The organism is Ruegeria sp. A3M17 (genome assembly GCF_003318255.1).
GTDB lineage: Bacteria > Pseudomonadota > Alphaproteobacteria > Rhodobacterales > Rhodobacteraceae > Ruegeria.
This window is the reverse complement of the sequence record NZ_QOCF01000040.1, coordinates 92,376-104,234: the sequence shown is the minus strand read 5'-3', so window position 1 is coordinate 104,234 and position 11,859 is coordinate 92,376. Positions and strand designations below refer to the sequence as shown.

At 57.6% G+C, this 11,859-nt stretch carries 13 protein-coding genes; 11 read left to right on the top strand and 2 right to left on the bottom strand.

Annotated features, from left to right (window positions below):
• Window positions 1-5: 5 nt before the first annotated feature.
• From DS906_RS21545 to DS906_RS21495, 11 genes are all read left to right on the top strand, one after another.
• Complete coding sequence (locus DS906_RS21545) at window positions 6-461, top strand: universal stress protein (protein ID WP_113792095.1); 456 nt, start codon at window positions 6-8, stop codon at window positions 459-461.
• Between the two features lie 9 nt (window positions 462-470).
• A complete protein-coding gene (locus DS906_RS21540; RefSeq protein WP_113792094.1) occupies window positions 471-1,064 on the top strand; it encodes a 2-hydroxychromene-2-carboxylate isomerase in 594 nt (197 codons plus the stop codon).
• Window positions 1,065-1,133: 69 nt separating this feature from the next.
• Window positions 1,134-1,697: a NifU family protein gene (locus DS906_RS21535; RefSeq protein WP_113792093.1), complete on the top strand. Its 564-nt coding sequence runs from the start codon at window positions 1,134-1,136 to the stop codon at window positions 1,695-1,697.
• Entirely contained in the window at window positions 1,687-2,271 is a 585-nt protein-coding gene (gene tsaB, locus DS906_RS21530) for a tRNA (adenosine(37)-N6)-threonylcarbamoyltransferase complex dimerization subunit type 1 TsaB (protein ID WP_113792092.1), read from the top strand. The genes DS906_RS21535 and tsaB overlap by 11 nt, the downstream gene beginning before the upstream one ends.
• Window positions 2,271-2,684 (top strand): GNAT family N-acetyltransferase, encoded by a 414-nt coding sequence (locus DS906_RS21525; protein WP_113792091.1) that lies wholly within the window; start codon window positions 2,271-2,273, stop codon window positions 2,682-2,684. The genes tsaB and DS906_RS21525 overlap by 1 nt, the downstream gene beginning before the upstream one ends.
• Window positions 2,685-2,843: 159 nt before the next feature.
• On the top strand, window positions 2,844-3,842 hold the full coding sequence (locus DS906_RS21520) for a BMP family protein (protein ID WP_113792090.1): 999 nt from the start codon (window positions 2,844-2,846) through the stop codon (window positions 3,840-3,842).
• An 89-nt stretch (window positions 3,843-3,931) separates the two neighbouring features.
• Complete coding sequence (locus DS906_RS21515) at window positions 3,932-5,461, top strand: ABC transporter ATP-binding protein (protein WP_113792089.1); 1,530 nt, start codon at window positions 3,932-3,934, stop codon at window positions 5,459-5,461.
• Window position 5,462: 1 nt separating this feature from the next.
• Entirely contained in the window at window positions 5,463-6,557 is a 1,095-nt protein-coding gene (locus tag DS906_RS21510) for an ABC transporter permease (protein WP_113792088.1), read from the top strand.
• Window positions 6,557-7,525: an ABC transporter permease gene (locus DS906_RS21505; protein ID WP_113792087.1), complete on the top strand. Its 969-nt coding sequence runs from the start codon at window positions 6,557-6,559 to the stop codon at window positions 7,523-7,525. The genes DS906_RS21510 and DS906_RS21505 overlap by 1 nt, the downstream gene beginning before the upstream one ends.
• A gap of 346 nt (window positions 7,526-7,871) precedes the next feature.
• Complete coding sequence (locus tag DS906_RS21500) at window positions 7,872-8,792, top strand: sulfite exporter TauE/SafE family protein (protein WP_113792086.1); 921 nt, start codon at window positions 7,872-7,874, stop codon at window positions 8,790-8,792.
• 2 nt (window positions 8,793-8,794) lie between these two features.
• Window positions 8,795-9,559 (top strand): TIGR02186 family protein, encoded by a 765-nt coding sequence (locus DS906_RS21495; protein WP_113792085.1) that lies wholly within the window; start codon window positions 8,795-8,797, stop codon window positions 9,557-9,559.
• Between the two features lie 7 nt (window positions 9,560-9,566).
• Here DS906_RS21495 and DS906_RS21490 read toward each other — a convergent pair whose 3' ends face one another.
• Window positions 9,567-10,295: an SDR family oxidoreductase gene (locus DS906_RS21490; protein ID WP_113792084.1), complete on the bottom strand. Its 729-nt coding sequence runs from the start codon at window positions 10,293-10,295 to the stop codon at window positions 9,567-9,569.
• Window positions 10,292-11,824, bottom strand: coding sequence for an ATP-dependent RecD-like DNA helicase (locus DS906_RS21485; protein ID WP_113792083.1), 1,533 nt, complete (start codon window positions 11,822-11,824; stop codon window positions 10,292-10,294). Before DS906_RS21485 ends, DS906_RS21490 begins: the two co-directional genes overlap by 4 nt.
• Window positions 11,825-11,859 lie beyond the last annotated feature (35 nt).

Here is an 11,859-nt window from a genome sequence, read left to right as displayed (position 1 = left end):
TACCCATGCGTAAGTTTCTAGTCATTCTGGATGACAGCCGCGAATGCCTTAACGCGATGCGTTTCGCTGCAATGCGTGCAGCCCATACCGGTGGAGGGGTAACGATCCTGTCCGTCATCCCACCTGATGAGTTCAATCACTGGATCGGTGTCGCCGAAACCATGCGCGAAGAGGCACGCGAACGCATTCACGCGCATTACGAAGTTTTCGCCAAATGGATGCGCGACAAACAAGGGATCGACCCCGAGCTGTCCATTCGCGAAGGCGAACCCGTCCCTCAGATCATCGAACATGTCCAGTCAGACCCAGACATCGGCGTTCTCGTTCTGGGTGCTGGTATCGAAAAGAAAGGGCCTGGCCCCCTGGTGACGCAGCTGACCAAAAACTCGGGCAGCTTGCCGATTCCGATCACAATTGTGCCCGGCGATCTTAGCAAGGAAAAGCTGGAAGCCATCACCTGAGGCCACCCAATGCAAAGCCGCATCCAGTTCTGGTTCGAATTCGCATCGACCTATTCCTACCTCAGCGCCATGCGAATCGAACAGGCTGCGGCACAGCATGACGTCGTCGTAGAATGGCGTCCCTTTCTTCTGGGACCCATTTTTGCGGCGCAGGGCTGGGACAATTCCCCGTTTAACATCTACCCGGCCAAGGGACGCTATATGTGGCGCGATATGGAGCGTCTGACAGCGCAGCGCGGCCTGCACTTCCAGCAGCCGGACCCGTTTCCGCAAAACGGCTTGAAGGCTGCGCGTCTCACGCTGGCTATTGAAGATCAGACCCACAGGGCCCGTTTTGTTCGGGCGGTCTATACAGCCGAATTCGCACAAAGTCAGAACGTGTCGGACGATGCGGTTCTGATTGATTGCCTGAAATCCGCTGGTCTGCCGGAAGAACTTTTAGACAGAACCCAAGACCCCCAAATCAAGTCTGCTTTGATCGAGCAGACCAAAACCGCTCAGGCCAAGGGGCTGTTTGGCGCGCCAAGTTTTCTGGTCGGTGACGAACTATACTGGGGTGATGATCGGTTGGATGAAGCGATCCGGTTGGCAGCTAACATTTAGAATCGTTCCAAATCTTGACTTATCCGGCCCGGACCCGCATATCAGAAGCAACTGAAACGGAGCCGTGACATGTTCATCCAGACCGAATCCACGCCGAACCCCGCAACCTTGAAGTTTCTGCCCGGCCAGACCGTGCTGGAAGCGGGCACTGCGGATTTCCCATCGGCTGAAGCCGGTGAAAAATCACCTTTGGCAAAACGGATTTTTGCGGTTAGCGGAGTAACGGGTGTATTCCTCGGCAATGACTTCGTGACCGTCACCAAGTCCGATGACGTCCAATGGGATCACATCAAACCCGCGATTCTGGGTGCGGTGATGGAGCATTATCAATCCGGCCAACCGGTCATCGGAGTTGGTGAAACAGCCGCATCGGGCCATGCAGAGCACACCGGCGAAGATGCAGAAGTCGTGAATCAAATCAAAGACTTGCTGGATAGCCGTGTTCGTCCGGCGGTTGCGCAGGACGGTGGCGACATCACGTTCCACGGGTTTGACCGGGGCGTTGTCTACCTGCACATGCAGGGTGCTTGCGCGGGCTGCCCCTCTTCGACCCTGACGTTGAAGATGGGTATCGAAAACCTGCTGCGCCACTACATCCCCGAAGTGACCGAGGTTCGCCCTGTTGCCGTCTGACCCCATTATTTTGGCGTTTGATACATCGGCCGCGCATTGCGCGGCCGCTTTGTTGTGCGGCAACCGGATCGTGACTTCGCGCATCGAAGCCATGTCGCGTGGTCAAGCCGAACGTCTGATGCCGTTGCTGGAAGAAATTCTGGCAGATGCCGGATATGGGTGGAAAGACCTGTCCGCGATCGGTGTCGGCGTCGGACCCGGAAACTTTACCGGCATCCGAATCTCGGTTTCTGCGGCGCGCGGCCTAGCCCTAGGGCTTGGCGTTCCAGCGGTAGGCGTGTCCGGGTTCGACGCATTGGCCGAAATGTCTATGGACGCCCTGCCCGCGATCCGCGCCCCGCGTGATCAGGTTTACGTGGCGTTGCCGGACCAAGGTCCGATGCTAATGCCTCAAATTGAGGCAGAATCACTTGGCCCCCTAATCCTGAATGACGACGCTGATGCACAGGTTCACGCTATTGCCCGGATCGCCGGGCAAAGGTGGCAGGCCGAAACTGCGCAGCCGGCGCCACTCTATGTTCGGCCTGCGGATGCGGCCCCTTCCAAAGACACCCCCCCGGTTTTGCTGGACTGATGACCCCCGAGGATCTTGCCAAAACACACGCGGCGGCATTTACTCGGTCACGGTCGTGGGCTGCGGTCGAATTTTCGGATCTTCTGAACAATCGGTTCATCCATGCCGTTGGAAATAATCAATCTTTCGCGTTGTTCCAGGTGATCGGCGATGAGGCTGAATTGCTGACGATCGCCACGCATCCGGACGTTCAGCGACAGGGCTTAGCCCGAACTTGCATGCATGAATGGCACACGAAAGCAAAGGCTTTGGGCGCGACGCGCGCTGTTCTGGACGTCGCTGCAGATAACTTGCCAGCCATCGCGCTGTATGAACACAGCGGTTATCATGCCTGTGGAGTGCGCAAGGGGTATTACCTGCGCGAAAACAATCAGAAAATTGATGCTATCGTGATGGAATCCGCGCTGGATTGACCGCCTAAGATAAATTTTTTCGACCAAATGGTCAAAAATCTGTTGACCACGGCGGTTGCAAACGTCCTTAATTCCCGCCATCACAACAGTTATGCTCGCTCACAGTGGGTGAACGGGGCTAACTTCGCCCCGACCGATAATAACAAACGGGAGTATAAAATGACCCTGATGAAATCCTTGATGGGTGCCACCGCCGCAGTCGCACTTACGGCTGGCGCTGCGCTTGCAGATCCTGCCCTGATCTTTGATCTTGGTGGCAAGTTTGACAAATCCTTCAACGAAGCCGCCCACAACGGCGCGTCGCGTTGGGCCGAAGAAACAGGCGGCAGCTATAACGAGATCGAGATCCAGTCCGAAGCACAGCGCGAGCAAGCTCTGCGCCGTTTCGCTGAATCCGGCTCAAACCCGATCATCACGATGGGTTTTGGCATGGCAGATCCGCTGTCCGCCGTGGCCGCCGATTACCCGGACACCAAATTTGTTGCGGTTGACGTCAACTGGCTGGACATCCCCAACATCCGTCAAATCGGTTTTGCCGAACATGAAGGATCATATCTGGTTGGCATGATGGCCGCGATGGCATCGGAATCCGGCACCGTCGGCTTTATCGGTGGCATGGATATCCCGCTGATCCGCCACTTTGGCTGCGGTTATGCGCAGGGTGCCAAGGCTGTAAACCCTGACATCAATGTTGTTGCCAACATGACCGGCACCACCCCGGCGGCATGGAACGATCCGGTAAAGGGTTCGGAACTGACCAAAGCACAGATCAGCCAGGGCGCTGATGTGATCTATGCTGCCGCTGGCGGCACCGGTGTTGGCGTTCTGCAGACCGCGGCAGACGAAGGCATCCTGTCGATCGGCGTGGACAGCAACCAGAACCACCTGCACCCGGGTAAGGTTCTGACCTCCATGCTGAAACGCGTTGATGTTGCCGTTTATGACGCGATGTCAGCGGGCGACGGCCTGGAAACCGGCGTGTTCCAGATGGGTCTGGCCGAAGAAGGTGTTGGCGTCGCCATGGATGACAACAACGCACCTCTGGTCTCGGACGAGATGAAAGGCGCAGTCGACAAAGCGCGTCAGGACATCATCGACGGTAACGTCTCTGTTGTCAGCTATTATGAGAACGACAGCTGCCCGGCACTGCAGTTCTGATATCGCGCAAGGCGGGGGTACAACCTCCGCCTTGCCCCCGACTCTGCCGCGTATGACACCGCGGCCCTTTCGGCAATTGAGGACAAGACATGACCGTCCCCGCCATTGAGCTCAAAGGGATATCCAAAGCCTTTGGGCCGGTTCAGGCCAATAAAGACATTTCCATCAGCGTCGCCCCCGGTACGATCCATGGGATCATCGGTGAAAACGGTGCGGGCAAATCCACGCTGATGAGCATCCTGTACGGCTTTTACAAAGCCGATAAAGGTGAAATCTGGATTAACGGCAACAAGACCGACATCCCTGACAGCCAGGCGGCCATTGCTGCCGGGATCGGGATGGTGTTCCAGCATTTCAAACTGGTTGAGAATTTCACTGTTCTGGAAAACATCGTTCTCGGTGCCGAGGATGGCGGGCTGCTGGCCCCGTCCTTGTCCAAAGCGCGCAAAGAACTGAAAGCGCTGGAAGAGGAATACGAGCTGTTCGTTGATCCCGACAAGCGTATCGACGAGATTGGCGTCGGCATGCAGCAACGGGTCGAAATCCTGAAAGCCCTGTATCGCAAGGCCGAGATTCTGATTCTGGACGAACCCACCGGGGTTCTGACCCCGTCCGAGGCTGACCAGCTTTTCCGCATCCTTGACCGCCTGCGGGTCGAAGGGAAGACGATCATCGTGATCACGCACAAACTGCGCGAAATCATGGAGAACACCGATACGGTTTCGGTCATGCGGCGCGGTCAGATGACGGCGACCGTGAAAACAGCCGACACCAGCCCCGAGGAGCTGGCCGAGCTGATGGTGGGCCGCAAGGTGCTGCTGCAGGTCGACAAAGTACCTGCGCAACCCGGTAAGCCCGTTTTGGAAATTGAAAAGCTCAGCGTTTTTGATTCGGCTGGGGTCGAACGGGTCAAGGGTATCGACCTGACCGTTCGGGCCGGTGAAATCGTCGGTATCGCTGGCGTGGCCGGAAATGGCCAATCGGAACTTCTGGAAGTTCTGGGCGGCATGCGTCCGGGTCAGGGGTCGATCAAACTGAACGGTTCCCCGCTGGCGCTTAGCGGTCCGGGATCGGACGGTCAGGCCCGTCGCGCCCAGCATATTGCGCATGTTCCCGAAGACCGCCAGCGCGAAGGTCTTGTGATGGACTTTCACGCTTGGGAAAACGTGGCCTTTGGCTATCACCGTGATCCTGCCTATCAGAGCGGGATTTTCATGAACAACGCTGCTCTGCGCGCCGATACCGAGCGCAAGATCGAGAAATTCGACGTCCGGCCACCTGATGCGTGGCTTACAGCCAAAAGCTTCTCGGGCGGGAACCAACAAAAGATTGTTGTCGCGCGTGAAATTGAACGGAACCCGGATCTTCTGTTGGTCGGACAACCAACGCGCGGCGTCGACATCGGCGCGATCGAATTCATTCACAAACAGATCGTCGCGCTGCGCGATCAGGGTAAAGCAATCCTGCTGGTCTCGGTCGAGCTGGAAGAAATCTTCTCGCTATCGGATCGCATCGCCGTGATGTTTGACGGACATGTCATGGGCGAAAGACTGCCCCATGAAACAGATGAAAAAGAACTTGGCCTGTTGATGGCCGGTGTTGCGGGAGAGGCCGCGTAACATGGAAAAGATGCCCAAATGGGCCGATGTGGTGCTGATCCCGTTGATCAGTCTGATATTGGCCGCAATCTTGTCCGCCTTGGTCATTCTGGCCATCGGTGAAAACCCGATCGAAGCGGTGAAACTGATGGTGACCGGTGCGCTCGGGTCGACCTACGGTTGGGGGTATACGCTGTATTACGCCACCAACTTCATGTTCACCGGGTTGGCTGTGGCTGTCGCCTTCCACGCCCGGATGTTCAACATCGGGGGCGAAGGTCAAGCCATGCTGGGTGGGCTTGGTGTTGCCATGGTATGCCTCTACATCCCCTGGCCGCATTGGAGCATCGCGCTGTTGGCGGCCTGCGCGGGTTCGATGCTGTTTGGTGCGGCATGGGCGGCCATTCCGGCCTATCTGCAAGCCAAGCGTGGCAGCCACATCGTGATCACAACGATCATGTTCAACTTTATTGCGGCGGCATTCCTGAACTACGTGCTGGTCAATCTTATGCGACCGCCGGGCGCGCAAGACCCCTCGTCGGCGCGCTTCCCAGAGGCCGTTCACCTACCCACATTTCAGTCGATGTTCTCAACCGCCGAAAACGTGGTGTTCAAAGGGACCCCTGTTAATATCACGTTCTTCATCGCGGTATTGGCCTGTTTTGTCGTCTGGGCGCTGATCTGGCGGACACGGTTGGGCTATGAAATCCGGTCCTACGGCAAGACCGAAACCGGCGCTGTCTATGCAGGCATTTCGCCGGTTCGGATCACCATTATCGCAATGCTGATTTCGGGCGCGCTGGCGGGTCTGATGGCCATCAACAACGTAATGGGCGAGGCCGAACGCCTGGTTTTGAACGCAACCGAAGGCGCGGGATTCATCGGCATCGCGGTGGCGCTGATGGGCCGGTCGCACCCGTTTGGTGTATTCCTTGCGGCGATCCTGTTCGGGTTTCTCTATCAGGGTGGTGCAGAATTGGCTTTCTGGACGTCGATCCCACGCGAACTGATCGTTGTCATTCAAGCCCTGGTGATCCTGTTCACCGGAGCTTTGGACAACATGGTCCGGATGCCGCTTGAAAAGTTGTTCCTGAGCCTGCGGAAGGGAGCGCAGTGATGGAGTTCTTCATTACCTTCATCCAGGTCCTGGACTCGACCATCCGCCTAGCCACACCGCTACTGCTGGCCTGTCTGGCAGGGCTCTATTCCGAACGTGCGGGCATTTTCGACATCGGTCTTGAAGGCAAGATGCTAATGGCCGCCTTCTTCTCGGCGGCCGTCGCGGCTGTGACCGGGTCGGTCTGGTTGGGCCTGCTGGCGGGGATCGCCTCTTCTCTTGTTCTTTCCGGACTTCACGGTTTGGCCTCGATCACCTTCCGAGGCAACCAGTTGATATCCGGGGTCGCAATCAACTTCCTTGCGGCAGGTATGACAGTCCTTGTCGCGCAAAGCTGGTTCGAACAGGGCGGGCGCACGCCCTCGTTGTTTGGCGGCGGTCGTTTCACACCGATCAATTTCCCCTTTGCCGAGTCGCTGAGTGGGGTACCGATCATCGGGCCGATCTATTCTGAACTGCTCTCAGGCCATTCGATTTTAGTCTATATCGCGTTCCTGATGGTTCCGGCAACATGGTGGGTTCTGTACCGCACCCGGTTCGGTTTGCGCCTGCGCGCTGTAGGTGAAAACCCCGCTGCCGTGGACACTGCCGGTGTCTCGGTCGTTGGCTTGCGCTATGCCGCCGTCGCCATTTGTGGTGTGCTGTGCGGAATCGCCGGAGCTTATCTGGCCACTGCGTTGCAGGCCGGGTTCGTTAAGGACATGACCGCAGGCCGTGGATTCATCGCGTTGGCTGCACTGATCTTTGCGAAATGGCGTCCCTGGCATGCCATGGGCGCCTGCCTGTTGTTCGGTTTGTTGCAGGCCATTGCGTTGCGGTTCCAGAACATCGATCTGGGCGGTGTGGTCATCCCTGTGCAGGTCATGGACGCCCTGCCCTATGTCCTTACCGTGGTCATTCTGGCCGGGTTTGTCGGCAAGGCGGTTCCTCCGCGCGCGGGTGGCGAACCCTATGTGAAAGAGCGCTGATAAGTCCAGTTTCGGACTCAGTTCAGTCCTGTTCGCTGCAGAGCGGCATGCAGAGTTGCTTTTGCATGCCGCAACCGTTCTAAAGGGGTATGCATGTGTCGCCAATCATACCCCACGACTCGGAATCCACCCGGACCGTGTATTTGGGAACGCATGAACGCCTCAACACTGAGGAAAACCAGACATTTAGCCGTATCAGGCTGCTGGCATGACGCCCAGCGATCCGACTTCCGCCATGTGGCCACGGGGCACTGCCGCCGCGCGTCGCATTAAACCTACACCACTTTGCCTTGAGGCGACCCTGATCACTCTCAGTGAACGGCCTACCCTCATCCAGTAGCTCGATATGCAAATTTACCTTCCTATCGCCGAAGTTTCTGTCAACGCCTTCCTTCTATTGGGGCTTGGGGGGATGGTCGGCATTCTTTCTGGCATGTTCGGTGTCGGCGGTGGCTTCCTGATGACGCCCCTGCTGTTCTTCATCGGCATTCCGCCAGCCGTTGCGGTTGCAACTGAAGCCAACCAGATTGTTGCCTCTTCCTTCTCTGGGGTTCTGGCGCATTTTCGACGAAAAACAGTCGACCTAAGAATGGGCACCGTCCTATTGATAGGCGGCTTAACGGGTGCTGCACTTGGGGTGGTGATATTCAACTACCTCAAAAGTCTCGGGCAGGTCGATCTGCTTGTGACGTTGTGCTACGTCGTGTTCCTTGGCGTCGTGGGCGGTTTGATGTTCATCGAAAGCTTGAACGCGCTCCGTAAATCCAAGAAAGGCGTGTCCGCACCCCCCAAGCGTCGCCAACGAGGCTGGGTGCATGCGATGCCGTTCAAAATGCGGTTCCGGACTTCGGGCCTGTATATCTCGGTTATTCCGCCTGCGCTGGTTGGCCTGTTCGTTGGCGTTCTGTCGGCCATTATGGGCGTTGGCGGCGGGTTCATCATGGTGCCTGCGATGATCTACCTTTTGGGAATGCCCACCAAGGTGGTCGTCGGAACATCCCTGTTCCAGATCATCTTTGTCACCGCCTTTACGACCATGCTGCATGCTACCACCAACTTTACAGTTGATGTCGTTCTTGCCGTTTTGCTTCTGGTTGGCGGCGTCATCGGCGCACAGATCGGAACGGTGATCGGCGCCCGCATGCCTGCCGAGCAGTTGCGCGTGTTGCTCGCAGCCCTTGTTCTTGTGGTCTGCGGAAAACTGGCGCTGGATCTGCTGCTTGAACCATCCGAGCTCTATTCGCTTGGCACCGGCGGAGGGCACTGATCATGCTGAAACGCTTGCTTGTTGCGCTGGCTCTTTGCTCCAGCCCCGCCCTGGCTGTTGATGAGGAGGTCGTTCTGGGCCTCAGCCAGGATCGCGTGGCCATCACCGCCAATTTCGACGGGTCTGAGATCCTGGTCTTTGGCGCGGTCAAACGCGAGGCTCCCATTCCGTCAGGACCACCTCTTGAAGTGATTGTCGCAGTGTCCGGTCCATCCAGTCCTGTCACCGTTCGGCGTAAAGAGCGCAAGCTTGGAATCTGGGTCAATACTGACAGTGTCCTCGTAGACGAAGCCCCCAGCTTCTATGCGGTTGCGACCAGCGCGCCCTTGAATGAGATTCTGTCGGATACCGAAGACCTGCGATACAGTGTATCAATCGAACGTGCCATCCGGTCTGTTGGTGCAGCGATGAACATCCGCGGCGCGCAGGAATTTGCGGACGCTGTTATTCGTATTCGCGAGCACGAAAGTCTGTATTCCATTCGCGAAGACACCGTGGCCGTTGATGAACAAACCCTGTTTCGTACCTCGATCGAAATGCCGGCGGACTTGACTGAAGGCGACTATGTTGCGCGCATCTTTCTAACCCGCGGCGGCCAGGTCGTTTCACAATTTGAAACCACCATCGACGTGCGCAAAGTGGGGTTGGAGCGGTTTTTGTACAACATGTCCCGGCAGCAACCGGTCTGGTACGGCCTGATGTCTTTGGTGATCGCGATTGCGGCGGGTTGGGGTGCGTCAACCGCGTTCCGCCTATTGCGCGAGTAACTGTTCGTTACCCTCGTCCGATGTAGGGCATCGTCGTGGCCATCACGGTCATAAACTGAACGTTAGCCTCAAGCGGTAGGTTCGCCATGTGAAGGACGGACCGCGCTGCATCTTCGACGGCCATTGTTGGATCGGGTTGCTGCCCATCGGCAATGGCCGCATCGACCAGACCCTGCACCATCTGCGTTCGCGCATTGCCAATGTCAATCTGACCACAAGCGATATTAAAGCCCCGTCCGTCCAAAGACAGGCTGCGGGTCAGGCCCGTAATGGCATGTTTCGTCGCCGAGTAATGCACCGAGTTCGGGCGCGGCACATGGGCGGCAATTGAGCCGTTATTGATGATGCGCCCGCCTTGCGGCGATTGGTGCCGCATGATCCGAAAAGCCTCGCGGGCACACAGGAACATGCCGTTCAGGTTAACGTCGACGCTTTGGTACCAATCGTCCAACGCGATCTCGTCAATCGTTCCCCCCGGCGCGAAAATTCCCGCGTTGTTGAACAGAACATCCAAATGGACCGCCTTACCCTGAAAGTCACCAAAGGCGGCCTCGACCGCTTGTGCATCGGTGACATCCGCGACCATTGGAATAGCGTTTGCGTGCTCTGCAGCCATTTGGTTCAGCGTGTCGGTACTGCGCGCCAATAGACCAACCGTCCATCCTTGGGCCAGAAACAACTCAGCCGTGGCGCGCCCTATGCCAGAACTTGCGCCGGTCACAATAATGGATGTCATGTCTCTTCTGCCTCCAATGTCAGCGAGGCCGCCGGGACAGCGCGCAGGTCGTCCACACGCAGCGGATAGGTCGGCTTGGCAAGCCGGTTGCGCACGACCCAGATCAGCCTTTCCTGTGCGCGCGTGATGGCCACATAGGCCAGACGTTTCCATAGCGGCTGTCCGGCTTCAGTGCGGCCCATACGGGCCGCGGCATAGATGTCCGGAGCAAACACTTGAACAGTGTTCCACTGCGACCCTTGCGCCTTGTGAATAGTGACCGCTGCGCCATGAAGAAAAGTGGCGCCCATGCGCGCGGCAAAGGGAATGAACGGCTCTTCCTCGTCTGGTTTTTCAATCTTGACGATAGATGCGGCGCTGACCTGAGGGTCTTCGGCCCCCATCACGTGCAACCTGGAAAAGCCCGGTTTGCGACCGGGACCCAGATAGATGACCTGAGCGCCCTTGATAAGGCCGCGCGCCTCAAGATCCAGCCGTTTTTTGCGATGTTTAAGGGGCAATTCGATACCGTCACAGACGAGCGGTTCCCCCTCCAACAGTTCGGTATCCGGCGCACCGTGAACATTCCGAAAAGCCTGAATCAGCCGAATGCGCGTTGCATTGCGCCAGACAAGAACGGGACTGCGGGCCATCAGATCAACCTCGACCCGCTGCCCCCAGACCACTCGGTCGTCCTCACGGGCGGTCTGCTCGACCATACGCTCAAAATCTTCGAACCCCATCTGTGGGTCTGACAGCGCGTGCGCGAGGTCCAATATCGGATTGTCAGCGTCCTGCCGATGAACCCGGTGAAGAACTTGTTTGCGCGGTTCCGGCAATGTTTCGAACACCATGCTGCCCGACTGGTTGACCGGGGCCAACTGGGCGGGATCACCAAACAGCAGAAGCGTCGGGAAGATTTCCTGCAGATCTTCGAACTGCCGGTCATCCAGCATCGAGGCTTCGTCCACAAACCCGATGTCCAAGGGCTCGTCCCGGCGCTTCCAGCCGGTGATGAAATCGGAACCCCGTAACCCTGCCGCGGCCAACGCTCCGGGAATGGATTTGTTGTTTTGGAAAAACGCCGCTGCGCGATCCAGCGCCTCGTCGGTCAGGCCCTCTATTTCGGGGCGTTCGTCATTGCCTGCCAGCCATTCGGCAATGCGCTCGTATTCCGGGTCGTAGACGGGCGTATAAAGGATACGGTGGATTGTGGTGGCCGGCACCCCGCGCAAGCGCAGAACACTGGCCGCCTTGTTCGTGGGAGCCAGGATCGCAAGACTGCGTTTTTCACGAGCTTTGCGGCTCTCGAAATCGCCAGACACAATCTGAACGCCGGTGTCCGCAATGGCCTTGTAAAGCTCGGCCAGCAGCAGGGTTTTTCCGGACCCTGCCTTGCCAATCACGGCCATCACACCGGATTTACCCGATCCCGGAAGCTTCAGCAGCGCGTCATCGTCAAGGTCAACACCTGCCGATTTCAGCATCTCAGAGATGCTGTCATACGCGGCGGCCTGGTCGTCAGAGTAAGTCACAGAGGGCAAAGACATGGCGCGACCCTACAAGCCCGCGCCAGCTATCACCA

Excerpts from the sequence above, each read along its gene's own strand:
- DS906_RS21500 (WP_113792086.1), top strand. The coding sequence starts at position 7,872 with ATGCAAATTTACCTTCCTATCGCCGAAGTTTCTGTCAACGCCTTCCTT.
- DS906_RS21525 (WP_113792091.1), top strand. The coding sequence starts at position 2,271 with ATGACCCCCGAGGATCTTGCCAAAACACACGCGGCGGCATTTACTCGG.
- DS906_RS21505 (WP_113792087.1), top strand. The coding sequence starts at position 6,557 with ATGGAGTTCTTCATTACCTTCATCCAGGTCCTGGACTCGACCATCCGC.
- DS906_RS21535 (WP_113792093.1), top strand. The coding sequence starts at position 1,134 with ATGTTCATCCAGACCGAATCCACGCCGAACCCCGCAACCTTGAAGTTT.
- DS906_RS21515 (WP_113792089.1), top strand. The coding sequence starts at position 3,932 with ATGACCGTCCCCGCCATTGAGCTCAAAGGGATATCCAAAGCCTTTGGG.
- DS906_RS21485 (WP_113792083.1), bottom strand. The coding sequence starts at position 11,824 with ATGTCTTTGCCCTCTGTGACTTACTCTGACGACCAGGCCGCCGCGTAT.
- DS906_RS21490 (WP_113792084.1), bottom strand. The coding sequence starts at position 10,295 with ATGACATCCATTATTGTGACCGGCGCAAGTTCTGGCATAGGGCGCGCC.
- DS906_RS21545 (WP_113792095.1), top strand. The coding sequence starts at position 6 with ATGCGTAAGTTTCTAGTCATTCTGGATGACAGCCGCGAATGCCTTAAC.
- DS906_RS21495 (WP_113792085.1), top strand. The coding sequence starts at position 8,795 with ATGCTGAAACGCTTGCTTGTTGCGCTGGCTCTTTGCTCCAGCCCCGCC.
- DS906_RS21520 (WP_113792090.1), top strand. The coding sequence starts at position 2,844 with ATGACCCTGATGAAATCCTTGATGGGTGCCACCGCCGCAGTCGCACTT.
- DS906_RS21510 (WP_113792088.1), top strand. The coding sequence starts at position 5,463 with ATGGAAAAGATGCCCAAATGGGCCGATGTGGTGCTGATCCCGTTGATC.
- DS906_RS21540 (WP_113792094.1), top strand. The coding sequence starts at position 471 with ATGCAAAGCCGCATCCAGTTCTGGTTCGAATTCGCATCGACCTATTCC.